At 63.8% G+C, this 21,947-nt stretch carries 21 protein-coding genes; 17 read left to right on the top strand and 4 right to left on the bottom strand.

The window, feature by feature from the left end:
- Position 1: 1 nt before the first annotated feature.
- Complete coding sequence (locus tag F4U94_RS16595; RefSeq protein WP_120252112.1) at positions 2 to 670, bottom strand: HAD family hydrolase; 669 nt, start codon at positions 668 to 670, stop codon at positions 2 to 4.
- Positions 671 to 834: 164 nt separating this feature from the next.
- Here F4U94_RS16595 and glmU point away from each other — a divergent pair, with 164 nt between their 5' ends.
- The 4 genes from glmU to F4U94_RS24410 all read left to right on the top strand — a co-directional run bounded on the left by glmU (position 835) and on the right by F4U94_RS24410 (position 5,118).
- Positions 835 to 2,127: a bifunctional UDP-N-acetylglucosamine diphosphorylase/glucosamine-1-phosphate N-acetyltransferase GlmU gene (gene glmU, locus F4U94_RS16590; protein ID WP_249042067.1), complete on the top strand. Its 1,293-nt coding sequence runs from the start codon at positions 835 to 837 to the stop codon at positions 2,125 to 2,127.
- A 33-nt stretch (positions 2,128 to 2,160) separates the two neighbouring features.
- Positions 2,161 to 3,012, top strand: a complete 852-nt coding sequence (locus F4U94_RS16585; RefSeq protein WP_427771284.1) for a metallophosphoesterase — start codon at positions 2,161 to 2,163, stop codon at positions 3,010 to 3,012.
- A 112-nt stretch (positions 3,013 to 3,124) separates the two neighbouring features.
- A complete protein-coding gene (gene glmS / locus F4U94_RS16580; RefSeq protein WP_120250543.1) occupies positions 3,125 to 4,948 on the top strand; it encodes a glutamine--fructose-6-phosphate transaminase (isomerizing) in 1,824 nt (607 codons plus the stop codon).
- Positions 4,945 to 5,118 (top strand): hypothetical protein, encoded by a 174-nt coding sequence (locus F4U94_RS24410; protein WP_161600395.1) that lies wholly within the window; start codon positions 4,945 to 4,947, stop codon positions 5,116 to 5,118. The genes glmS and F4U94_RS24410 overlap by 4 nt, the downstream gene beginning before the upstream one ends.
- Before the next feature lie 157 nt (positions 5,119 to 5,275).
- On the opposite strand, the gene F4U94_RS16575 is transcribed toward F4U94_RS24410, so the two are convergent.
- Positions 5,276 to 6,889, bottom strand: coding sequence for a carbon-nitrogen hydrolase family protein (locus F4U94_RS16575; protein ID WP_120250542.1), 1,614 nt, complete (start codon positions 6,887 to 6,889; stop codon positions 5,276 to 5,278).
- A gap of 209 nt (positions 6,890 to 7,098) precedes the next feature.
- Positions 7,099 to 8,322: an NADP-dependent isocitrate dehydrogenase gene (locus tag F4U94_RS16570; protein ID WP_120250541.1), complete on the bottom strand. Its 1,224-nt coding sequence runs from the start codon at positions 8,320 to 8,322 to the stop codon at positions 7,099 to 7,101.
- A 160-nt stretch (positions 8,323 to 8,482) separates the two neighbouring features.
- Between F4U94_RS16570 and F4U94_RS16565 the strand changes: the two genes are divergently transcribed.
- Together F4U94_RS16565 and F4U94_RS16560 are read left to right on the top strand one after the other, a co-directional pair.
- Positions 8,483 to 9,217, top strand: a complete 735-nt coding sequence (locus tag F4U94_RS16565) for a phosphatidylserine decarboxylase (protein ID WP_150412017.1) — start codon at positions 8,483 to 8,485, stop codon at positions 9,215 to 9,217.
- 169 nt (positions 9,218 to 9,386) lie between these two features.
- Positions 9,387 to 10,121, top strand: coding sequence for a CDP-alcohol phosphatidyltransferase family protein (locus F4U94_RS16560; protein WP_120252110.1), 735 nt, complete (start codon positions 9,387 to 9,389; stop codon positions 10,119 to 10,121).
- Between the two features lie 161 nt (positions 10,122 to 10,282).
- Here F4U94_RS16560 and F4U94_RS16555 read toward each other — a convergent pair whose 3' ends face one another.
- A complete protein-coding gene (locus F4U94_RS16555) occupies positions 10,283 to 10,510 on the bottom strand; it encodes a hypothetical protein (protein ID WP_150412016.1) in 228 nt (75 codons plus the stop codon).
- 255 nt (positions 10,511 to 10,765) lie between these two features.
- Between F4U94_RS16555 and rpsB the strand changes: the two genes are divergently transcribed.
- The 11 genes from rpsB to F4U94_RS16500 all read left to right on the top strand — a co-directional run bounded on the left by rpsB (position 10,766) and on the right by F4U94_RS16500 (position 21,941).
- Complete coding sequence (gene rpsB / locus F4U94_RS16550; protein WP_120250538.1) at positions 10,766 to 11,524, top strand: 30S ribosomal protein S2; 759 nt, start codon at positions 10,766 to 10,768, stop codon at positions 11,522 to 11,524.
- 219 nt (positions 11,525 to 11,743) lie between these two features.
- Positions 11,744 to 12,670 carry a translation elongation factor Ts gene (gene tsf / locus F4U94_RS16545; RefSeq protein ID WP_150412015.1) on the top strand — a complete coding sequence of 309 codons (927 nt, stop codon included), beginning with the start codon at positions 11,744 to 11,746 and terminating at the stop codon, positions 12,668 to 12,670.
- Positions 12,671 to 13,139: 469 nt separating this feature from the next.
- Positions 13,140 to 13,262 (top strand): PIN domain-containing protein, encoded by a 123-nt coding sequence (locus F4U94_RS25375; protein WP_145986218.1) that lies wholly within the window; start codon positions 13,140 to 13,142, stop codon positions 13,260 to 13,262.
- Positions 13,263 to 13,359: 97 nt separating this feature from the next.
- Complete coding sequence (pyrH, locus tag F4U94_RS16535; RefSeq protein ID WP_120250536.1) at positions 13,360 to 14,085, top strand: UMP kinase; 726 nt, start codon at positions 13,360 to 13,362, stop codon at positions 14,083 to 14,085.
- 3 nt (positions 14,086 to 14,088) lie between these two features.
- A complete protein-coding gene (gene frr, locus F4U94_RS16530) occupies positions 14,089 to 14,646 on the top strand; it encodes a ribosome recycling factor (RefSeq protein ID WP_120250535.1) in 558 nt (185 codons plus the stop codon).
- 43 nt (positions 14,647 to 14,689) lie between these two features.
- Entirely contained in the window at positions 14,690 to 15,430 is a 741-nt protein-coding gene (gene uppS, locus F4U94_RS16525) for a polyprenyl diphosphate synthase (protein WP_120250534.1), read from the top strand.
- Between the two features lie 4 nt (positions 15,431 to 15,434).
- The gene (locus tag F4U94_RS16520) at positions 15,435 to 16,214 is read left to right on the top strand and encodes a phosphatidate cytidylyltransferase (protein ID WP_120250533.1); all 780 of its coding nucleotides are present in this window, start codon (positions 15,435 to 15,437) and stop codon (positions 16,212 to 16,214) included.
- Positions 16,211 to 17,368, top strand: a complete 1,158-nt coding sequence (locus tag F4U94_RS16515; protein WP_120250532.1) for a 1-deoxy-D-xylulose-5-phosphate reductoisomerase — start codon at positions 16,211 to 16,213, stop codon at positions 17,366 to 17,368. Before F4U94_RS16520 ends, F4U94_RS16515 begins: the two co-directional genes overlap by 4 nt.
- Positions 17,365 to 18,498, top strand: a complete 1,134-nt coding sequence (gene rseP, locus F4U94_RS16510; RefSeq protein ID WP_120250531.1) for an RIP metalloprotease RseP — start codon at positions 17,365 to 17,367, stop codon at positions 18,496 to 18,498. Before F4U94_RS16515 ends, rseP begins: the two co-directional genes overlap by 4 nt.
- A gap of 90 nt (positions 18,499 to 18,588) precedes the next feature.
- A complete protein-coding gene (gene bamA, locus F4U94_RS16505; RefSeq protein ID WP_172598769.1) occupies positions 18,589 to 21,285 on the top strand; it encodes an outer membrane protein assembly factor BamA in 2,697 nt (898 codons plus the stop codon).
- Positions 21,285 to 21,941 carry an OmpH/Skp family outer membrane protein gene (locus tag F4U94_RS16500; RefSeq protein ID WP_120250529.1) on the top strand — a complete coding sequence of 219 codons (657 nt, stop codon included), beginning with the start codon at positions 21,285 to 21,287 and terminating at the stop codon, positions 21,939 to 21,941. The genes bamA and F4U94_RS16500 overlap by 1 nt, the downstream gene beginning before the upstream one ends.
- Positions 21,942 to 21,947 lie beyond the last annotated feature (6 nt).

Genomic DNA, 21,947 nt, shown 5'->3' with positions numbered 1-21,947 from the left:
GTCAGGCGGGCCAGCGTTGCAGCAGCGGGACCAGCTCGTCGAAATGGTCGATCACCGCATCGGCATCCAGATTTTCGACCGGACCGTCGAGGAAGCCGAAGCCGACCGCGATATTGGCAAGGCCGGCGTTGCGCGCGCCGGCAATGTCGTTGATCGTGTCGCCGATGAAGATGGTGCGGCCGCCGCCGGCGCGGGCGACCATTTCCCGGATCGGCGCGGGGTCGGGCTTGGCCACGCCGACGGTATCGCCGCCCACGATGGCCGCGAACCGATCCGACAGGCCGATCTGGTGCATCAGGGGGATGGTGAATCGTTCCGCCTTGTTGGTGCAGATGGCGAGTTTGACGCCGGCGTCGGTCAGGGCGTCCATCGCGTCGATCAGGCCAGGATAGGGGAGCGAGTGGATGGCGAGATTCTGCTCATAATAATCGAGCAATATGGGGAGCAGGCTGTCGAGCGTTTCGGCGTCATAGCCGCCCGATGCGTCGAGCGCGCGGGCGAGCATGATCTTTGCGCCCTTGCCGACGAAGGGGTGGATCGCGGCGGCCGGGAAGGGCGGCCGGCCGATCGTGCCGATGGCATAATTGACCGCCGCGGCAAGATCGCCGCTGGTGTCGATCAGGGTGCCGTCCAGGTCGAAACCGACGATGTCGAAAGGGATGCTGCTCATGGTGCCTGCCATGCCGCCTGCGCGGTGGCAAAGGCAAGGCAAACATGGCAGAGGAAGGACAAGTCATAGCTTTTGCCGGGAAAATCATCGTGACCAGTTCCGCCAGCCGTCCAAGCGACCGTCCTTTGGCCGTCATCATCCTTGCCGCCGGGCAGGGGACGCGGATGAAATCGTCGCTTCACAAGGTTCTGCATCCGATTGCGGGGCGATCCATGCTGCTGCACCTGCTGGCGAGCGTCAGCGAATTGGCGCCCGAGCGGCAGGTGGTGGTCGTGGGCGCGGGGCGCGCGCAGGTGGAGAAGGCGGTGGCCGGCACCGGCGCGGTCATCGCGGTGCAGGAGGCGCAGCTGGGCACCGGGCATGCGGTGGCGCAGGCGCATGATGCGCTGGCCGGATTCGCGGGCGATGTGCTGATCCTTTACGGCGACGTGCCGCTGGTGAGTGCGGGCACGATGCAGGCGATGCTGGACCGGTTGAGCCGGGGCGACGAGCCGCGCGCGGTGGTGCTGGGCTTTCGCCCGGACGATGCGGCGGCCTATGGCCGGATCGTCGCCGACGGGCAGGGCATCATCGAGAAGATGGTCGAGTATAAGGATGCGAGCGAAGGCGAGCGGGCCGTTACCCTGTGCAATAGCGGGCTGATGGCGGTGCGATCGACCGACCTGTTTGTGCTGCTCGACCAGATCGGCAACAATAATGCGGCGGGCGAATATTATCTGCCCGATATCGTCATGCTGCCCGGCGGGACGAGCGCCGTCATCGAAACGGAAGCGTGGGAAGTGGCGGGCGTGAACAGCCGGGCCGAGCTGGCGGGGGTCGAGGCGGTGTGGCAGGCGCGCCGCCGGGCCGAGGCGATGCGCGATGGCGTGACGTTGGTGGCGCCCGAAACGGTGTTCTTCGCGCATGATACCGTGCTGGGGCGCGATGTGGTGGTGGAGCCGAACGTCGTGTTCGGGCCGGGCGTGACCGTGGCGGACGATGTGGTCATCCACGCCTTTTCGCATCTGGAGGGGGCGAGCGTGGCCAGCGGCGCGGCGATCGGTCCCTATGCGCGGTTGCGGCCCGGCGCGGACATCGGCGTCAAGGCCAAGGTCGGCAATTTCGTCGAGATCAAGAAGGCGACCCTGGGCGAGGGGGCGAAGGTCAATCACCTGTCCTATGTCGGCGATGCCAGCGTGGGGGCGGGGAGCAATATCGGCGCGGGGGTCATCACCTGCAATTATGATGGCTTCTTCAAGTACAAGACGGAGATCGGCGCGGGGGCGTTCGTCGGGTCGAACAGTGCGCTGGTGGCGCCGGTGACGATCGGCGACGGGGCGATCGTGGCGGCGGGCAGCGTGGTGACGAAGCCGGTGGAGGCGGATGCGCTGTGTCTGGTGCGGCCCGAGCAGATCGGCAAGGCGGGATGGGCGGCCCGTTTCCGGGAGCGGATGACGGCGAAGAAGGCGGGGAAGTGAGAATCCGTCATTGCGAGGTGGTTGGGTTGTAAGTTGATCCGGAAATTTCTCTGGGCGTTAGCTGCGCTGATTTTGCTCGTTGCGGGGCTTGCTTTCTGGCTGCTGCACAATGCCAGTGCCATGCCGATCGTGCGGCGGGCGGAGGTGGTGCTGCCCTTTCCCGCCGATGCGCCGCGCAAGGCGGTAACAGTCGCGCTGCTGACCGATACGCATTTGTCGGGGCCGGACAACAGCCCGGCGCGGCTGGCGCGGATCGTCAGGCAGATCAACGGGTTGAAGCCCGACCTCATCCTGCTGGGCGGCGATTATATCGGCGATGACAAGGGCGGGGCGATTTATGATGCGCGGACGAGCATCGCGCCCTTTGCGGGGCTGCGCGCGCCGCTGGGCGTGGTGGCGGTGCTGGGCAATCATGATAGTCGCAGCAAGCTCAATCGCCGGGCCTTGAACGAGCGGGACTGGCAGGCGGCTTTTGCGAAGTTGGGCATCACCCTGTTGCAGGATCGGGCGGTGCGGCGCGGGCCGCTGGCGATCGGCGGATTGCAGGATATCTATACGCGCAAGCCCGATATGCCGGGGACGCTGGCGGCGATGGCGCGGGTCGGCGGGGCGCCGGTCATCCTGTCGCATGGGCCGGACGTGTTTCCCAAGCTGCCGGACGCGCGATCGCTGACTGTGGTGGGGCATACCCATTGCGGGCAGATCGCCTTCCCCTTCGTCGGCATCACCTATGTGCCGTCGAAATATGGAACGCGCTATGCGTGCGGCGTCTATCGGGAGGGCGCGCGGACGATGATCGTGTCGGGCGGGGTGGGCACAAGCAGCGCGCCGGCGCGGATGCTGGCGCCGCCCGATATCTGGTTGGTGACGATCAGGCCCGGATGACATTCTTTTCATCATCGGGCCATGGCGTTGTCGCAGGTCCGGCATTAATGGCATGGCGACACCTACGCCCTATATGGGCGCAAACTCATCTGCTTCTACGGGGCTTTCCACCATGTGCGGTATCATTGGAATCATCGGCAAGGACGACGTTGCGGAGCGGCTGGTCGACGGGCTGAAGCGGCTGGAATATCGCGGCTATGACAGCGCGGGCGTGGCCACCGTGCATGGCGGGGCGATCGACCGGCGCCGGGCCGAGGGGAAGCTCAACAATCTGGTGAAGGAGCTGGCCGGATCGCCGCTGCCGGGCACGACCGGCATCGCGCATACCCGCTGGGCCACCCATGGCGCGCCGACGACGAGCAACGCGCACCCCCATGCGACCGGCGAAGTGGCGCTGGTCCACAATGGCATCATCGAGAATTTCAAACCGCTGCGCGACGAGCTGATCGCGCGGGGCCGGACCTTCGACAGCCAGACCGATACCGAGGTGGTCGCCCATCTGGTGAGCGAATTGGTGGAGCAGGGTGCCAGCCCCAAGGATGCGGTGCGCCAAGTGCTGCCGCGCCTGCATGGCGCCTTTGCGCTGGCGATCCTGTTCCGCAGCCATCCCGACATGCTGATTGGTGCGCGGCTGGGGTCGCCGCTGGTGGTGGGTTATGGCGACGGGGAAACCTATCTGGGGTCCGACGCGCTGGCACTGGCGCCGCTGACGCAGCGCATCGCCTATCTGGAAGAGGGCGACTGGGTCGTCATCACGGCACAGGGCGCGGAGATTTTCGACAAGGATAACAACCCGGTCGAGCGCCCCGTGACGATCAGCGGCGTGTCCGGCGCGATGATCGACAAGGGCAATCACCGCCATTTCATGCAGAAGGAAATTTACGAGCAGCCGGTCGTCGTGGCCCAGACGCTCAAAGCCTATCTGCAACGGATGGACGACCGCGTGTCGTTGCCGATCCCCGATTTCGACCTGTCGGCGATCCGCCGCGTCACCATCGTCGCGTGCGGCACCAGCTTCTATGCGGGCATGGTCGCGCGCTACTGGTTCGAGCAATTTGCCCGCGTGCCGGTGGATTTGGATTTCGCCAGCGAGTTTCGCTATCGCGAGCCGGTGATGGAAGAAGGCGGGCTTGCCCTCTTCATCAGCCAGTCGGGCGAGACGGCCGATACGCTGGCCGCGCTGCGCTATGCGCGCTCGCAAGGGCAGAAGATCGCGGTGGTCGTCAACGTACCGACCAGTTCGATGGCGCGCGAGGCGGACCTGTTGCTGCCCACCCACGCCGGTCCGGAAATCGGCGTGGCGTCGACCAAGGCCTTTACCTGCCAGTTGGCGGTGCTGGCGGCCTTTGCCGCGAACCTCGCCCGCGCCAAGGGGCGGCTGACCCCGGCGGAGGAAAAGGAGATCGTCCGCCATCTGGCCGAGGCGCCCGCCGCGATCAACGGCGCGCTGGCCTATGACGAGGCGATCGAGGCGATGGCGCATCATATCGTGCCGGCGCGCGACGTGCTGTATCTGGGGCGCGGGACCGATTATCCGATCGCGCTGGAAGGGGCGCTGAAGCTGAAGGAAATCAGCTATATCCACGCCGAGGGCTATGCCGCGGGCGAGATGAAGCATGGGCCGATCGCGCTGATCGACGAACTGGTGCCGGTGATCTGCATCGCGCCGAGCGGGCCTTTGTTCGAAAAGACCGTGAGCAATATGCAGGAAGTGCAGGCGCGCGGCGGCAAGGTGGTGCTGATTTCCGATTATGACGGCGTGCAGGCGGCGGGCGAAGGATGCCTGGCGACGATCACCATGCCCAAGGTCCACCCGCTGATCGCGCCGATGGTCTATGCCGTGCCGGTGCAGTTGCTGGCCTATCATGTCGCGGTGCTGAAGGGCACGGATGTGGATCAGCCGCGCAATCTGGCGAAGAGCGTGACGGTGGAGTGAGCGGGGGCGCCACTTTCGTCATCGTGCTGATGCTGGCCTTTTTCGGGCTGGCCTGGTGGAACGACCGGCATGGCGAGGGGCGCCGCCGGCGTGGTAGCGGGAGCGATGGTGGTGGCGATTCAGGCCATGGCGCGGATGATGGGTGCGATGGCGGGGATGGTGGCGATTAGGTTGGTTTGATCGCGGCAAAATATGGCTGGGCGAAGGGTATTGGCGCAAGGCCAGCCTGTTTTCGTGAGGTTGCTTCCCCCTCACCCAGCTTCGACTAGGCAGCACGCTGCTAAGTCTGCGCAGCCCTCTCCCCCTGAGGGGAGAGGGATAAGGATGTTAACCGCCGCCGGGCGCGTTGTGGCCGCCGGCGGGGACGGGGCCGCCGCTGGGGGCGTGGCTGTGGTCGGGGTTGCTGTCCCATTCGATATGATAGAGGTCGAAACGGCGGTCGCGCAGGTTGCGGACGGTCCCTTCGGCGCGGGCCCAGCTGAGGTCGGCGAGGTTGACGTCCGCCATGGTCAGCGTTTCGACATTCTCCGTCGATTCCGCAGCGATGCCGTCGCGCGCGAAGGGGAGATCGCAGGGGGTCAGGATCGCGCTCTGGGCATATTGGATGTCCATATTGTCGACGTTCGGCAGATTGCCGACATTGCCCGACATGACGACATAGCATTGATTTTCGATCGCACGGGCCTGCGCGCAATAGCGCACGCGCAGATAGCCCAGGCGCGAGTCGGTGCAGAAGGGCACGAAGATGATGCGCGCGCCCTGATCCACCAGGCGGCGGGCGAGTTCGGGAAATTCGCTGTCGTAACAGATGAGTACGCCGATCGGGCCGCAGTCGGTCTGGATCACGTCGAGGGAATCGCCGCCCTTGATGTTCCACCAGAAGGCTTCGTTGGGGGTCGGATGGATCTTTTCCTGCGTGTGGATCGAGCCATCGCGGAGCGCCACATAGGCGATATTCTGGATATCGCCATCGTCGGCACGGGTCGGGTGGGAACCGCCGATGATGTTGATATTATATTCCAGCGCCATCCGCCCAAGCTCCTTGGTCAGGCGCGGGGTATAGGCGGTCAGCTTGTCGATCGCCTCCACCGGGGTCAGCTTCTTCGTCTCGTAGGAGAGAAGCGGCAGGGTGAAGAGTTCGGGGAAGATGATGAAGTCGGAGCGATAATCGGCCGCGACATCGACGAAATATTCGACGTTGCGAATGAATTCGTCGAAATTCTCGACCGCGCGCGCCTGAAGCTGGCAGGTGGCGATGCGGACGCTTTCGACGCCGCGCGGCACCCGCATTTCGGGCGCTTCGTCGGGATCGACATAGGGATTGCGCCAGACGAGATGGGCGGCGTGGCCGTCCGACTGCTTGTCTTCGGGCAGGTAGTTTTCGAGGACACCGAGCGGTTCGAACTGGTTCTTGAGCTGGAAGCTGATCACCTGATCGCGCATCTTGCCGGTGACGACCTTGTCCAGATAATCGGCCGGGCCGTGGACGCGGCGCTTGGCGCGGGCGTAGCCGGGCATGCGGCCGGCGATGACGATGCCGTGCAGGTCCAGCTCTTCCGTGAGTTCCTTGCGCTCGTCATAGAGGCGCTGGCCGATGCGCAACCCGCGCAGCTTGGGATCGACCGCCATTTCATAGCCGTAGAGCCATTCGCCCGCCGCGCTGTGCCGGGTGCCGAAGCCGTTGGCGGTGATTTCATCCCAGTCATGGACGGCAAAGGCCATCGCCTTGCTGACGCGCATCGTGGCGCAATAGCCAACCACCCGGTCGTCATAGAGGGCGACGAAACAGCCATTGGGGAAATTGTTGATCTGACCCCGGATGGTGGCCAGCGAATAATTGGGCATGCCCGGATAGGCGCGGGCGATCAGCCGTTGAATGCCGCGCACGTCGGACGGGACCGCGGCGCGGACGTCCAGGCGTTTCTTGGTGGCGGTGGTCACTGCGCAATCTCCCTCGTCGCAATCTGTCGGCAGCCGTTCCCCGGCGAAGGCCGGGGTCCAGTCCTGCGGGTGGAGCTGGACCCCGGCCTTCGCCGGGGAACAAGCCATTTTGAGGCCGTATTAAAAAGGAAAAGGCGGCGCCGGGTATCCGGCGCCGCCTCATTCCGCTTCCGTACTGAACCGCGCAGGCGCAGATCAGTTCCCTACTTTCAGGCCCACTTGCCCATTTCGGTTTCCAGGTTGGCGCGGATCGCTTCGAAGAACTGCTCCGTGGTCATCCACGACTGTTCCGGACCGATCAGCAGCGCCAGATCCTTGGTCATCGCGCCGCTTTCGACGGTCTGGATGCAGACGCGCTCCAGCGTTTCGGCGAACTTGACGACTTCGGGCGTCTCGTCGAACTTGCCGCGGAACTTGAGGCCGCCGGTCCAGGCGAAGATCGAGGCGATCGGGTTGGTCGAGGTCGCCTTGCCCTGCTGATGCTGGCGATAGTGGCGGGTGACGGTGCCGTGGGCGGCTTCCGCTTCTACCGTCTTGCCGTCGGGCGAGAGCAGAACCGAGGTCATGAGGCCGAGCGAGCCGAAGCCCTGTGCCACCTGATCCGACTGGACGTCGCCGTCATAATTCTTGCAGGCCCAGACGAATTCGCCGCTCCACTTGAGCGCGGAGGCGACCATGTCGTCGATCAGGCGATGTTCGTAGACGATGCCGGTGTCCTTGAACTTCTGCGCGAAGCCTTCGGTTTCGAACACTTCCTGGAACAGATCCTTGAAGCGGCCGTCATAGGCCTTGAGGATGGTGTTCTTGGTGGACAGGTACACCGGCCACTTCAGGTTGAGGCCATAGTTGAACGAGGCGCGCGCGAAGTCGCGGATCGAATCGTCCAGGTTGTACATCGCCATGGCGACGCCCGAGCCGGGGAAGTCGAACACTTCGCGGTCGATCGTTTCGCCATTTTCGCCTTCGAAGACGAGGCGCAGCTTGCCGGCGCCGGGCACCTTGAAATCGGTGGCGCGATACTGGTCGCCGAATGCGTGACGGCCCACGACGATCGGCTTGGTCCAGCCCGGAATCAGGCGGGGGACGTTGGAAATGACGATCGGTTCGCGGAAGACGACGCCGCCCAGGATGTTGCGGATGGTGCCGTTGGGCGACTTCCACATCGACTTGAGGTTGAATTCTTCGACGCGCTGTTCGTCGGGGGTGATGGTGGCGCACTTTACGCCGACGCCATATTCCTTGATCGCGTTGGCGGAATCGATCGTGATCTGATCGTTCGTCTCGTCACGCTTTTCGACGCTGAGGTCGTAATATTTGAGGTCGATGTCGAGATAGGGGAGAATGAGGCGTTCGCGAATCCATTCCCAGATGATGCGGGTCATTTCGTCGCCGTCGATTTCCACGACGGGGTTCTTCACCTTGATCTTCGCCATAGCGCCTATTCGCCTTCTTTCTACTGGGTGGAATATGGGGACGCACTAGGGAAAGCGGCGGCAATGTTCAACCGTGCAGGGTCATGAATCTGCCTTGTGCGGAGCCTTGTCCCGGATCGGTCGTTGTCAGGGGGCGGCTCTCTCCCTAAAGACGGTGACCATGGAAAATGATGAGATCACGATTGCCGCCGGCGGCAATGTCAAATGGCGCTTCCCTTCGGTCCATCCGGAGGGGATGAAGTTCGGTCTGATCGCCGTGGCGATCACCGCCGTCCTGTTCCTGCTGGGCTGGGAAATCGTCGGCTGGCTGATGCTGATGGTGACGATCTGGGTCTTCGCCTTTTTCCGCGATCCGGTGCGCGCCGTGCCGCAGGATGAGGGCGCGATCATCGCGCCGGCCGATGGCCTCGTCACGCTGATCCAGCGGGTGCCGCCGCCGCGCGAAATGGCGGGCGAGCATGGGCTGGGCGACCAGCCGCTGATCCGCGTGTCGATCTTCATGAGCGTGTTCGACGTGCATATCAATCGCACGCCGATCGGCGGGACGATCAAGTCGGTCGTCTATATCAGTGGCAAGTTTTTGAACGCGGACCTGGACAAGGCGAGCGAGGATAATGAGCGCCAGCACATCCTGGTCGAGCGGCATGATGGCGTGCGCATCGGCTTCACGCAGATTGCGGGGCTGGTGGCGCGGCGGATCGTGCCATTCGTGAAGCCCGGCGACATGGTCGCGGCGGGGCAGCGGATCGGCCTCATCCGCTTCGGCAGCCGCGTCGACGTCTATCTGCCCGCCGGCACCGCGCCGCGCGTGATCCTGGGCCAGCGCACCGTCGCGGGCGAGACGATCCTGGGGCAGATGGGCGATACGCGCGTGATTGCGGGTATCCAGCAGTGATTTTTCTTCGCGCTTCTAAATCTTGGTCCGTTCGTGCTGAGCTTGTCGAAGCACGAACGCGCCCTTCGACAAGCTCAGGGCGAACGGCTGTTATGAATAAAGGCCTTTTGGCATGAGCCGGCAGCGGCGGGCGGTGCCGCGCGGGCTGCGCCGGGGCATTACGCTGCGGATGCTGGCGCCCAATGCGGTGACGGCGATGGCGCTGTGCTTCGGCCTGACCGGGGTGCGTTACGGCATTTCGGGCGAGTGGGAGCGGGCGGTGCTGTCCATCCTGTTCGCGGGTGTTCTTGACGGGCTGGACGGGCGGATCGCGCGGATGTTGCGCGGCGAGAGCCGCTTCGGCGCGGAACTGGATTCGCTGTCCGATTCGATCGCGTTCGGCGTGGCGCCGGCGTTGATCCTCTATCTCTGGTCGCTTTATGCCATGCCGAAATTCGGCTGGATCTTCGCGCTGGCGCATGCGCTGTCCTGCGCGCTGCGTCTGGCGCGGTTCAATGCGGCGATCGATGCGGACGAGCAGCCGCACAAGTCGGCGGGCTTCCTGACCGGCGTTCCGGCGCCGGCGGGGGCGGGGCTGGCCTTCGTGCCGCTCTATCTGTGGCTGGTGACGGGCGAAGATATTTTCCGCGCCTGGTATGTGGTGGCGCCCTGGGCGGCGTTCGTCGCCTTCCTGATGATTTCCAACATCGCGACCTATAGCTGGTCGGCGCTGCGGCTGCGCAAGCGCATCCGGCTGGAGATGATCGCGCTGGCGGGCTTGCTGGCCGCGTTGCTGGTGACCGATCCCTGGCTGACGTTGCTGATGATCTGCGCGGTCTATGTGGCGCTGATCCCGTTCGGGATCATGTCCTACGCCAAGGTGCGCAAGCAGCGGGAAAGTGCGGCGGCTGCGCCGACTGTCTGAATAGCGATGGACCGTTCGCCAGATCTATGGCGCTAGTCGCTTCTCGATTGCGCTGGAAGCGAACGGTTCAAGATGAGGCGTTCATCCAGAAAGAGTGCGGTGCTTCGACAGGCTCAGCGCGAACGGGATGAAGGAAGCCTGATCGTTCAGGCTTGCCTCGTTCAGGCGGCCAGCGCGCGGCTGTGCGTGATGCGGGTCTGGCGGGGTGCCGGCTGTGCCACGCGGGGGCGGCGGATGCGGATGTGGTAGACCGGCGGGTTCTGCGGGATCGGTTCGAACTGGAGCGCTGCCACCATCTTGTCATGATAGAGTGCGAACATCCAGGCAATGGTGCCGATGGCCAGCAGGAAAGCGCCGGAGAACAGGGTTGCGGCAACAAGAGCGAACATAAGGATCACTTTCTGTCTTGCCATCTACACGACATGGCTCATTATGACGGATTGAACGGGCGTTAACCGTATTTGTTCCGTCTGTTCCCTTTATGTTCTCATTCGAGAACAGCGTCAACCCTTGCCAATCATTTTTTTTGACGCTAAAGGCGCGACCATTCCACATGGGAATCGACATATCCGGTGCCACGCGCCGCCTTTGAGGCAGCTTCGCGGTTCCTGATTCCCAGAGGGCCAACCGGAAGGAGAACTATTATGGCGGCACCTGTCGTCACCATGCACCAATTGATCGAGGCTGGCGCCCATTTCGGCCACCAGACCCACCGCTGGAATCCGCGCATGAAGCCGTACATCTTCGGCGAGCGCAACGGCATCCACATCCTTGACCTGTCGCAGACCGTGCCCCTGTTCGGCCGTGCGCTCGACTTCGTGTCGGGCACCGTCGCCGCCGGCGGCAAGGTGCTGTTCGTGGGTACAAAGCGCCAGGCGCAGGACCCGATCGCAGACGCCGCCCGCAAGTCGGGCCAGCATTTCGTCAACCATCGCTGGCTGGGCGGCATGCTCACCAACTGGAAGACCATTTCGGGTTCGATCAAGCGCCTGAAGACCCTCGAGGAAAAGCTGTCGGGCGATACCCACGGCTTCACCAAGAAGGAAGTCCTTCAGATGACGCGCGAGCGCGAGAAGCTGGAACTGTCGCTGGGCGGTATCCGCGACATGAACGGCATCCCCGACGTGATGTTCGTGATCGACGCGAACAAGGAAGAGCTGGCGATCAAGGAAGCCAACACGCTGGGTATCCCGGTCGTCGCGATCCTGGATTCGAACGTGTCGCCCGACGGCATCGCCTTCCCGGTTCCCGCGAACGATGACGCCAGCCGCGCCATCCGCCTCTACTGCGACGCCATCGCCGCCGCCGCCACCAAGGGCAACCGTGGTGCGCAGCAGGCTTCGGGTGTCGATCTGGGCGCGCTGGACGAGCCGGCCGCCGAAGAGATCGTTGCCGAAGCCTAAAAGCGTCGCACGACTGCAAGATTGGCGAACTAGAGGGTTGCGATCGGTATAAGATAGCTGGTTCCCGGCGAAAGTCGGGAGCCAGATCGGACCGTCCAACTGGACCCCGGCCCGCGCCGGGGAACGCAACCCAAGAGGGCGCGCTCCATCGGAACGCGCCCTAACGCCTATTTTGAACATATGAATTTTTGAACCATCCAAGAATTTAGGAGCCGAAACATGGCCGAGATTACTGCTGCCGCCGTCAAGGAACTGCGCGACCGTTCGGGCGCGGGCATGATGGATTGCAAGAAGGCGCTCACCGAAGCCAATGGCGACATCGAAGCGGCAACCGACTGGCTGCGTGCCAAGGGTCTGGCCGCTGCGCAGAAGAAGTCGAGCCGCACCGCCGCTGAAGGCCTGGTCGGCGTCGTCGTCGCCGGCACCAAGGGCGTCGCCGTCGAAGTGAATAGCGAAACCGACTTCGTTGCCAAGAACGACCAGTTCCAGGACTTCGTCCGCACCGTGTCGACCGTCGCTCTGGAAAGCGGCGCTGCCGATGCCGAAGCGCTGACCGCGCAGGCGCACCCCGCCGGCGGCACGATCGCCGAAAAGCTGGTCGCCAACATCGCCACCATCGGCGAGAACCAGAATGTCCGTCGCGTCGCGCATGTCGAAGTGACCGAAGGCGTCGTCGTTCCCTACGTCCACAACGCGGCTGCGCCGGGCCTGGGCAAGATCGGCGTGCTGGTCGCGCTGGAAGGCAATGCGCCGGCCGACGTTCTGGAGCCGCTGGGCAAGCAGCTGGCCATGCACATCGCCGCCGCTTTCCCGCTGGCGCTGTCGGCCGACGACATCGACCCGGCGCTGCTGGAGCGTGAACGCGCCATCGCCGCCGAAAAGGCCGCCGAATCGGGTAAGCCCGCCGAAATCGTCGCCAAGATGGTCGACGGTGCGGTCGCCAAGTTCGCCAAGGAACAGGCCCTGCTGTCGCAGATCTTCGTGATGGACAACAAGACGCCGGTCGCCGACGTCGTCGCCAAGGCCGCCAAGGATGCGGGCGCGACCATCACGCTGAAGTCCTATGTCCGCTTCCAGCTGGGCGAAGGCATCGAAAAGGAAGTCAGCGACTTCGCGGCGGAAGTCGCGGCCGCCGCCGGCGTCTGATCGACCGCTTTCCAAGCGATACGGAAAAAAGGAAGGGGCGTCCTGAAAGGGGCGCCCCTTTTTCGTTGGGTTGGGGTGCGTGATTGCTGGGATATTGAGCGGCGGGTCGTTATCCATCTCAGGCATTGGGTGGATTGTTCATCATGCTGAGAAAAGTGGGTGCCGTTGCTCAAAATGCGCTTATTGCTGGTGGCTAAGGGCTGATTTGGGTGGAGAGCAGACTGGCGGTTTTTTTAGCCCTCTCCCGTTTTTCACGGGAGAGGGTTGCGTGAGGGTCTTCCTTCTTTTTGGCAGGAAGTGGTTGTCCAGAAAGAAGAAAGACCCTCACCGACTGCGACTAAGGCAGCAAGCTGCCAAGTCTCCGTACCCTCTCCCGCGAAAGCGGGAGAGGGTAAAAGGGTGTCCGCTTCTGATCGGTTGGCCGACATTCCCAAAATTCCCGGAATTGCAAAGGATCGTCGTGTTTGCGGTGTCGTTTGCATATGAAGACATGCAGCATGGCTTCGTCACGCACGGCGTTGCCGTCGTCAATCCGCTGGCCGGGCCGCGCCATCCCGAACTGGCGGCGCTTCTCGACATGCCTGCGCGATAAGCTGCATATCGGCAACAATCGCCCTTCCCATTATGCACATGCGCCACTAATGTCCGGCCGCTTTCCCTTTCCACCTATCCAAGGATTCTTGCCCCGCATGACCCGGCCTGCCTACAAGCGCATCCTGTTGAAATTGTCCGGCGAAGTGCTGATGGGGCAGGGGCAGTTCGGTATCGAGCCGGAAACCGTGGCGCGTGTCGCAGGGGAAATTGCGGCCGCCAAGGATGCCGGGTTCGAAATCTGCGTCGTCGTGGGTGGCGGCAATATCTTCCGGGGGCTGGCCGGTGCGGCCAAGGGCTTCGACCGGGCGAGCGCCGATTATATGGGCATGCTCGCCACCGTCATGAATGCACTGGCGGTGCAGAACGGGCTGGAGAAGCTGGGCTATGATACCCGCGTCCAGTCGGCCATTCCGATGGCGTCGGTGTGCGAACCCTATATCCGCCGCAAGGCTGAGCGGCATATGGAAAAGGGCCGGATCGTCATCTTTGCAGCGGGCACCGGCAGCCCCTTCTTCACCACCGATACCACCGCAGCCTTGCGCGCGGCGGAAATGAATTGCGACGCCCTGTTCAAGGGCACCAGCGTCGATGGCATCTACAATGCCGATCCCAAGAAGGTCGCCGACGCTGTCCGTTATGAAAGCATCAGTTTCGATCAGGTTCTGAACGATAATCTGAAGGTCATGGATGCCAGCGCGATCGCGCTGTGCCGTGAAAACAACATTCCCATCGTCGTGTTCAACATCCGTGAAACCGGGAACCTTGCCACCGTGCTGGCCGGGCAGGGTGTCGCGACGATCGTGCAGAATCAGGAGTCCTAAGTCATGCCGCAATATAACAAGTCCGACCTGGAGCGCCGCATGGCCGGCGCAATCGAAGCGCTGCGTGGCGACCTGACGGGTCTGCGCACCGGCCGCGCCAATGTGCAGCTGCTCGATCCCGTCATGGTCACCGTCTATGGCGCGAACATGCCGCTCAATCAGGTGGCGACCGTGTCCGCGCCCGAACCGCGCATGTTGTCGGTGCAGGTGTGGGACAAGACCAATGTGGGTCCGTGCGACAAGGCGATCCGCTCGGCGGGCCTGGGCCTCAACCCCATCGTCGACGGGCAGACGCTGCGCCTGCCGATCCCCGACCTGACCGAGGAACGGCGCAAGGAACTGGCCAAGCTCGCCAGCAAATATGCCGAAGGCGCGCGCATCGCGGTGCGCAACGTCCGCCGCGACGGCATGGACAGCCTGAAGACCGACGAGAAGAAGGGCGAAATCAGCGAAGACGAGCGCAAGCGCCTGGAAACCGAAGTGCAGAAGATGACCGACAGCACGATCGTGGATATCGACGCGCTGGCGACGTCGAAGGAAAAGGAAATCCTCGGCCAGTAAGCCGGGGCTTTTCTTTCGCGGCCAAAACACGCATGTCCTTCTGATGGCCACTCAAGCCAAGCCCGATCTGACCAGCGTCGCGTCCGACCATGGCGCGCGCCATGTCGCCATCATCATGGACGGCAATGGCCGCTGGGCCAAGAAACGGCTGTTGCCGCGCGTGGCCGGTCATCGGGCGGGCGTGGAGGCGGTACGGCGCGTGGCGCGGGCGGCGCAGGATCTGGGCCTGGAATGTCTGACGCTCTACGCCTTTTCCTCCGAAAATTGGAAGCGGCCGGCGAGCGAAGTCGCGGACCTGATGGGGCTGCTGCGCCATTTCATCCAGTCCGATATCGACGAATTTCACGCCAATGGCGTGCGGTTGCGGGTGATCGGCAATTATCGTGCGCTCGAACCCTCGCTGGTCGACCTGATCGAAGGTGCGATGGCGCGCACGGCGGGCAATAGCGGGCCGATCATCGCGATCGCGCTCAATTACGGCGCGCAGGACGAGATGGTGCAGGCGGTGCAGGCCTTGGCGGCGCGTGCGGCAGCGGGCGAGATCGCGGCCGAGGCGATCGGCGCGGCCGATATCGACGGGGCGCTATACACCGCCGGGCTGCCGCCGCTGGACCTGATGGTCCGGACGTCGGGCGAGCAGCGGCTAAGTAATTTCATGCTGTGGCAGGCGGCCTATGCCGAGCTTTATTTCACCGACACGCTATGGCCGGATTTCGGCGCCGACGCTCTGGCCCAGGCGCTGGATGCGTTCCGCATGAGGGACCGCCGTTTCGGCGGATTGTGATCGAATGACGAGCGAATTGCGGACCCGCAGCATCGTGGGCGTCGCGCTGATCGCGGTGGCGCTGGGTGCGCTGCTGTCGGGTGGCCTGATCTTCTGGACGCTGCTGGTGATAGCCGGCGTGTTGATGCAGGGGGAATGGGGCGAACTGACCGGGGCGACCCCCGAGCGGCGCAAGTCGGCGATGTTTGCCGTGTCGATCCCGCTGGCGCTGCTGTGCCCCTATGCGGCCGGGATCGACTGGCCGGTGCTGATCGCGGGGGCGGCGGCATTCTTCTTCGTCCTGTTCACCAGCCGCAGCGTGAAGCTGGCGCTCGGCATTCCCTATATCTGCCTGCCGATCGTGGCCCTGCTCTATCTGCGCGGGCAGGAGCCGAATATCTTCGGGCTGCTGCTGGCCTTCTGGGCATTGGGGCTGGTGTGGGCGACGGATATCGGCGCCTATTTTGCGGGCCGTTCGATCGGCGGGCCTAAGCTGGCGCCGCGGATCAGCCCGTCCAAGACCTGGGCGGGGCTGGCCGGCGGCGTGCTGGCCGCGCTGGTGCTGGGCTTCCTGCTGCATCGCTTTGCCGACCTGCCGATCCAGCTGGCGGCGGCGAGCGGCCTGCTGGCGGTGGCGGCGCAGGCGGGCGACCTGCTGGAGAGCCATATGAAGCGCCGGGCGGGCGTGAAGGATAGCGGGACGTTGCTGCCGGGTCATGGCGGGGTGATGGACCGGCTGGATGGGGTGGCGACGGCCGCGCCGCTGGCTGCCATCCTCTATTGGCTCCTGGTCGCAGGCGCATGAAAAGCGTCTCTATTTTCGGTGCGACCGGATCGGTCGGCCTGTCGACGCTGGACCTGATCCGGCGCGAGCCCGATGCCTATAAGGTCGTGGCGCTGACTGCGAACAGCGATGTGGACGGCCTGGCGGCGCAGGCGAAGGCGACCGGCGCACAGTTTGCCGTGGTCGGGCAGGAACGGCTGTACGGCGCGCTGAAAGAGGCGCTGGCCGGGTCGGGTGTCGAGGCGGCGGCGGGCGAGGAGGCTCTGGTTTCGGCGGCGCAGACGGGTGCGGACTGGACCATGGCGTCGATCGTGGGCTGCGCGGGGCTGCGGCCGACCATCGCGGCGCTGAAGGCCGGAGGTACGGTGGCGCTGGCCAACAAGGAGTCGCTGGTATCGGCCGGCGCGCTGATGATGGCGGCGGCGAGCGCTTCGGGTGCGACGTTGCTGCCGGTCGACAGCGAGCATAATGCGATTTTCCAATGCCTTGCCGGCAGCCGTTTGGAAGATGTCGCAAGAATTACCCTGACCGCGAGCGGCGGCCCGTTCCGCACGAAGAGCCGCGACGAGATGGCGGCGATGACGCCGGCGCAGGCGGTGGCGCATCCCAACTGGTCGATGGGCGCCAAGATCAGCGTCGATAGCGCGACGATGATGAACAAGGGGCTGGAACTGATCGAGGCGGCCTATCTCTTCCCGGTCGGGTTGGACCGGATCGAGATATTGGTGCACCCCCAGTCGGTGATTCATTCGATGGTCGAATATCGCGACCGGTCCACTTTGGCGCAGTTGGGGTCGCCGGACATGCGCATTCCCATCGCCCATGCGCTGGCCTGGCCGCAGCGGATCGCCACGCCGTGTCAGCCGCTGGACCTGGCACGCATTGGCAGGCTCGATTTCGAAGCACCTGATCTGGAACGCTTTCCCGCGCTCCGCTTGGCGCGCGATGCGGCGCAGGCGGGCGGTGCGACCCCGGCCATTTTGAATGCGGCCAATGAAGTGGCGGTCGCGGCCTTCCTTTCTGGGCGGATCGGCTTCCTTGATATCGCCATGATTGTAGAGGATGTGTTGAACCGTTATAGCGCGGCCAGCCCTGCTACGATCGACGATGTGCTGGCCGCAGACGGACAGGCGCGCGAGGAAGCGGGCCGAGTGATGGAAAGATTGACGGCTTGATCCACAATCCCGGTTTCCTGTTGACCGCACTCGCCTTTGTGGCGGTCATCGGACCGCTCGTCTTCGTGCATGAGCTGGGCCATTATCTGGTCGGGCGCTGGTGCGGGGTGAAGGCGGAAGCCTTTTCGATCGGCTTCGGGCCGGAAATCTTCGCCTGGGTCGACCGGCGCGGTACCCGCTGGCGCGTCGCGGCGCTGCCTCTGGGGGGCTATGTCCGTTTCAAGGGCGACATGAATGCGGCGAGCATGACCGATCCGGCCTGGCTGGAAATGTCGGCGCAGGACCGGGCGGAAAGCTTCCCGGCCAAGCCGCTGTGGCAGCGCGCGGCGATCGTGGCGGCCGGGCCGGCGATCAATTTCCTGTTCGCGATCCTGATTCTGGCGACCTTCGCCTTCGTCCACGGTGAAAGCCTCACGCCGGCAGTGGCGGGCGTGGTGCAGCCGGGCAGCGCGGCGGCGGCGGCTGGGCTGAAGGCCGGCGACCGGATCGTGTCGCTGGGCGGCCGGGACATGGCGACCTTCGACGATATCCGCCTCTATGCGCAGATCCGCCCCGGCGAAGCGGTCGCGATGGTGATCGAGCGGGACGGCAAGACCTTCGCCCGCGACGGCAAGATCGGCAGCGTCACCGAGGATGACGGTTTCGGCAACACATTCCAGATCGGTCGGCTGGGCCTGGCGCCCGGCGATCCGGTGGTTGAGCCGGTGAGCCTGCTACGCGCGCCGGTGGTGGCGATCGAGCGCACGGGGCAGATCGTGCGCACCATGGTCGAGACGATGGGCCAGATTTTCAGTGGCGGCCGGTCGGTCAAGGAATTGGGCGGGCCGTTGAAGATCGCGCAGGTTTCGGGCCAGGCGGCGACGCTGGGCATCGAAAGCTTCATCTTCTTCGTGGCGCTCATCTCGATTAACTTGGGGTTCATCAACCTGTTGCCAATTCCCATGCTGGATGGCGGGCATCTGCTCTTTTACGGGATCGAAGCGGTGCAGCGGCGCCCGGTCAGCGCGCAGGCGCAGGAATGGGCCTACAGGTCCGGCCTGGCGGTGCTGATGGCGATGATGCTGCTGGTGACTTTCAACGATTTGTCGTCTTTCGGGCTTTGGAAGAGCCTGTCCGGCTTGATCGGTTGACGCGCATCGGGCAGGGAAGCCCGGTTTGGCGTCGTCTGTGTCGGCGGAAACATTTTATTGCGAGTTTTTGAGGTGATGCGGGTGACAGCGATGAAGAGCAGCTTGAGGCAGCGCCCGGTCGTGGCCGCCCTGTTGGCGACGACCATGATTGCGGGCGTGCAGGCCCAGCAAGCGGCGGCCCAGCAGACGCCGGCACCGGCAGGCACGCTGGCCGCGCCCGCAGGAGCGCCGGCCGCCACTGCGCCGACGCAGGGCACGATCCGCGCCATCAGCGTGATCGGCACCCAGCGCTTGGAACCGGACACGGTGTTGTCCTACACCAAGCTGCGCATCGGCCAGCCCTACAGCCAGGAGAGCCTGGACCAGGCGCTGCGCGACCTGTACGAAACGGAGCTGTTCGCGGACGTCCAGATCCGTAACGACAACGGATCGCTCACCGTCGAGGTGAAGGAAAACCCGGTCATCAACCGTATCGTCCTTGAAGGTAATAAGCGCCTCAAGGAAGACAAGATTCGTCCTGAAATAAAACTGGCTCCGCGCCAAATCTACACGCGGTCCAAGGTGCGCGCGGACGTTGCCCGTATCGTCGAACTGTATCGTCGCCAGGGCCGTTTCGCCGCGACGATCGAGCCGAAGATGGTCCAGCTGGACCAGAACCGCGTCGACATCGTCTTCGAGATTTCGGAAGGGCCGAAATCCAAGGTCCGCCAGATCAACATCATCGGCAACGAGAAGTTCAAGGACGGCGAGCTGCGCACCCAGATGGTGACCAAGCAGTCGCGCTGGTTCCGCGTCTTTTCGTCGGGCACCAGCTACGATCCCGATCGTCTGGCCTATGACCAGCAGAAGCTGCGCCAATTCTACCTGACCGAAGGCTATGCCGATTTCCGCGTGATTTCCGCCGTGGCGGAGCTGACGCCGGACAAGCAGGACTTCATCATCACCTATGTGGTGGAAGAAGGCGACCGCTACAAATTCGGCGACGTGAAGGTCGAATCCGACATTCGCGACCTGTCCGGCGACGGCCTGACCAAGCGCCTGCCGATGAAGAAGGGCGACTGGTACAACGCCAAGCAGGTCGAAGACACGGTCGATACGCTGAGCGAGACGGCCGGCCTGTTCGGCTATGCCTTCGCCGACGTGTCGCCGGACTTCAACCGGTCGAAGGAAGACCTGACGATGGGGATTAATTTCCGCATCGCCAACGCGCCGCGCGTCTATGTCGAGCGGGTCGACATCAACGGCAACACGCTGACGCAGGACAAGGTCGTGCGCCGCGAATTCCGCCTGGCCGAAGGCGACGCGTTCAACAGCTTCCTGGTGAAGCGGTCGAAGGATCGCATCAATTCGCTCGGCTTCTTCCAGGAGAAGCTGGACGTCGAGCAGAAGCCGGGCTCCGCGCCCGACCGCATCGTGCTGGAAACCAACGTGCAGGAAAAGTCGACCGGCGAATTGTCGCTGTCGGCCGGTTTCTCGAGCCTTGAACGCTTCATCGTGTCGGCGTCGATCACGCAGCGCAACTTCCGCGGCAAGGGCCAGGAACTGCGCACCTCGGTCAATTATTCGGCCTATAGCAAGTCGGTGGAAGTGGGCTTTACCGAGCCGTATTTCATGGACAAGAATATCGCGATCGGCGGCGACATCTATCGCCGCGATCTCAACAGCTTCAACTATCTGACCAATAACACCCGCAATACCACTTATGAGCAGTCGACCACCGGCTTCCAGATTCGTGCGGGCGTGCCGATCACCGAATATATGTCGCTGGCGCTGCGCTACAGCCTCAACCTGGACGATGTGACGCTCGACAGGACCACATATTACACCGACAACAACGGCGATGGCATTCGGGGTAACAGCGACGCAGATAGTTGCGATCCGTTGCAAGGCGGACGCTATTTGTGCGACGCGATTGGCAAGCGCGCGACGTCGTCGATCGGCTATTCGTTGATCTACGACACCCGGGACAACCGCATCCGGGCTACGCGTGGCCAGAACGTCACTTTGAGCCAGGATTTCGCGGGCCTTGGCGGCAGCGTGAAATATGTCCGTACCCGTTTGCAGGGTGCGAAATATGTACCACTCGGCGGTGGCTTCATCTTCTCGCTGTCGGGCGAGGGTGGCTATATCCACAGCCTGGAAGGAACCCGCCGCGATTCTACTGGGCAAGAAGTTGATCCCGTCCGTCTGACCGACCGCTTCTTCCTGGGCGAACCGCAGTTCCGCGGCTTCGACATTCGCGGCGTCGGCCCGCGCGTGAAGCGCTATTATCTCCAGGCGCAGACGACCGATGGCGTCACGACCTATGTCCGCAACAACGGCAACAACAATGTGTCGGATGACGCACTGGGTGGCCGGGTCTATTATCTGGCCCGCGCGGAAGTCGAAATTCCGCTGGGTTCGGGCGCGCGTGAAATGGGCCTGCGCCCCTCGATCTTCATGGATGCAGGCGCGGTCGCCGGGTTGAAGAATCCGGGTCTGATCAATGGCGATGGCAAGTTTGCCGGCTATTGCACCGTGACGACCGGTACGACCGCCACGCAGGTACGCGCGCCGGCGGTTGGCAGTTGTAACGCGGCGCCGGTCGGCTCGACCGTCGAATATGCCGGTGGCGCGTTCGAGGAAGAATATCTCGGCGACACGCTCAAGCCGCGTCTGTCGGTGGGCTTTGGCGTCAACTGGAACTCGCCCTTCGGCCCGTTCCGGATCGACATCGCCAAGGCCCTGTTGAAAGAACCAGGGGACGACAACAAGCTCATCACCTTCAACGTAGGGACTCAATTCTGATGAAGACGATTTTCAAGGCCGCGGCTCTGACGCTGGCACCCATGACTGCCATCGCGATGACCGCCGTTCCGGCCGTTGCCCAGACCAAGTCGGGCATCGCCGTGGTCGACCTGGAAGAAGCCGTCGCCAAGAGCGCTGCCTTCACCACGGCGATCAGCCAGATGCAGACCACCTACAAGCCGCAGATCGATGCGCTCAACACGCGTCGCACCGCGATCGAGGCGGACCTCAAGACCAAGGGCGACGCGCTTCAGACCGCGCTGAAGGCCGCTGGCAACAAGCCGACCCCGGCGATCGAAACCCAGTATCAGCAGTATCAGCAGGCACAGCAGGCCGCACAGGCCGAATTGCAGCGCATGGGCCAGCCGATCGGCCTGGCTCGCGCCTATGTCGAGCAGCAGATCGTCGACAAGCTGGACGACGCGCTGAAGGCCGCGACCGCCAAGACCAAGTCGGAAATCGTGTTCAAGAAGCAGGCGACCGAAAGCTTCGGCGCTGGCGCGGACATCACGCCTGCCGTCATCACCGAACTGAACGGCTTGGTCCCCAGCGTCAGCATCACGCCGCCGGCCGGCTGGCAGCCCGGTGGCCAGGGTCAGGGCGCTGCCGCCGCACCCGCTCCGGCGACCCCGGCGCAGGCACCCAAGTCGCGCTGATAAAAG

Origin of the sequence: Sphingobium limneticum, from assembly GCF_008710155.1 — a bacterium.
In the GTDB taxonomy this organism is placed as follows: Bacteria; Pseudomonadota; Alphaproteobacteria; order Sphingomonadales; family Sphingomonadaceae; genus Sphingobium; species Sphingobium limneticum.
The sequence above is the reverse complement of the archived record's forward strand: the minus strand, read 5'-3'. Positions and strand labels throughout refer to the sequence as shown.

Excerpts from the sequence above, each read along its gene's own strand:
- F4U94_RS16595 (WP_120252112.1), bottom strand. The coding sequence starts at position 670 with ATGAGCAGCATCCCTTTCGACATCGTCGGTTTCGACCTGGACGGCACC.
- glmU (WP_249042067.1), top strand. The coding sequence starts at position 835 with ATGAAATCGTCGCTTCACAAGGTTCTGCATCCGATTGCGGGGCGATCC.
- glmS (WP_120250543.1), top strand. The coding sequence starts at position 3,125 with ATGTGCGGTATCATTGGAATCATCGGCAAGGACGACGTTGCGGAGCGG.
- F4U94_RS16570 (WP_120250541.1), bottom strand. The coding sequence starts at position 8,322 with ATGGCGAAGATCAAGGTGAAGAACCCCGTCGTGGAAATCGACGGCGAC.
- F4U94_RS16565 (WP_150412017.1), top strand. The coding sequence starts at position 8,483 with ATGGAAAATGATGAGATCACGATTGCCGCCGGCGGCAATGTCAAATGG.
- F4U94_RS16560 (WP_120252110.1), top strand. The coding sequence starts at position 9,387 with ATGCTGGCGCCCAATGCGGTGACGGCGATGGCGCTGTGCTTCGGCCTG.
- F4U94_RS16555 (WP_150412016.1), bottom strand. The coding sequence starts at position 10,510 with ATGTTCGCTCTTGTTGCCGCAACCCTGTTCTCCGGCGCTTTCCTGCTG.
- rpsB (WP_120250538.1), top strand. The coding sequence starts at position 10,766 with ATGGCGGCACCTGTCGTCACCATGCACCAATTGATCGAGGCTGGCGCC.
- tsf (WP_150412015.1), top strand. The coding sequence starts at position 11,744 with ATGGCCGAGATTACTGCTGCCGCCGTCAAGGAACTGCGCGACCGTTCG.
- pyrH (WP_120250536.1), top strand. The coding sequence starts at position 13,360 with ATGACCCGGCCTGCCTACAAGCGCATCCTGTTGAAATTGTCCGGCGAA.
- frr (WP_120250535.1), top strand. The coding sequence starts at position 14,089 with ATGCCGCAATATAACAAGTCCGACCTGGAGCGCCGCATGGCCGGCGCA.
- uppS (WP_120250534.1), top strand. The coding sequence starts at position 14,690 with ATGGCCACTCAAGCCAAGCCCGATCTGACCAGCGTCGCGTCCGACCAT.
- F4U94_RS16520 (WP_120250533.1), top strand. The coding sequence starts at position 15,435 with ATGACGAGCGAATTGCGGACCCGCAGCATCGTGGGCGTCGCGCTGATC.
- F4U94_RS16515 (WP_120250532.1), top strand. The coding sequence starts at position 16,211 with ATGAAAAGCGTCTCTATTTTCGGTGCGACCGGATCGGTCGGCCTGTCG.
- bamA (WP_172598769.1), top strand. The coding sequence starts at position 18,589 with ATGAAGAGCAGCTTGAGGCAGCGCCCGGTCGTGGCCGCCCTGTTGGCG.
- F4U94_RS16500 (WP_120250529.1), top strand. The coding sequence starts at position 21,285 with ATGAAGACGATTTTCAAGGCCGCGGCTCTGACGCTGGCACCCATGACT.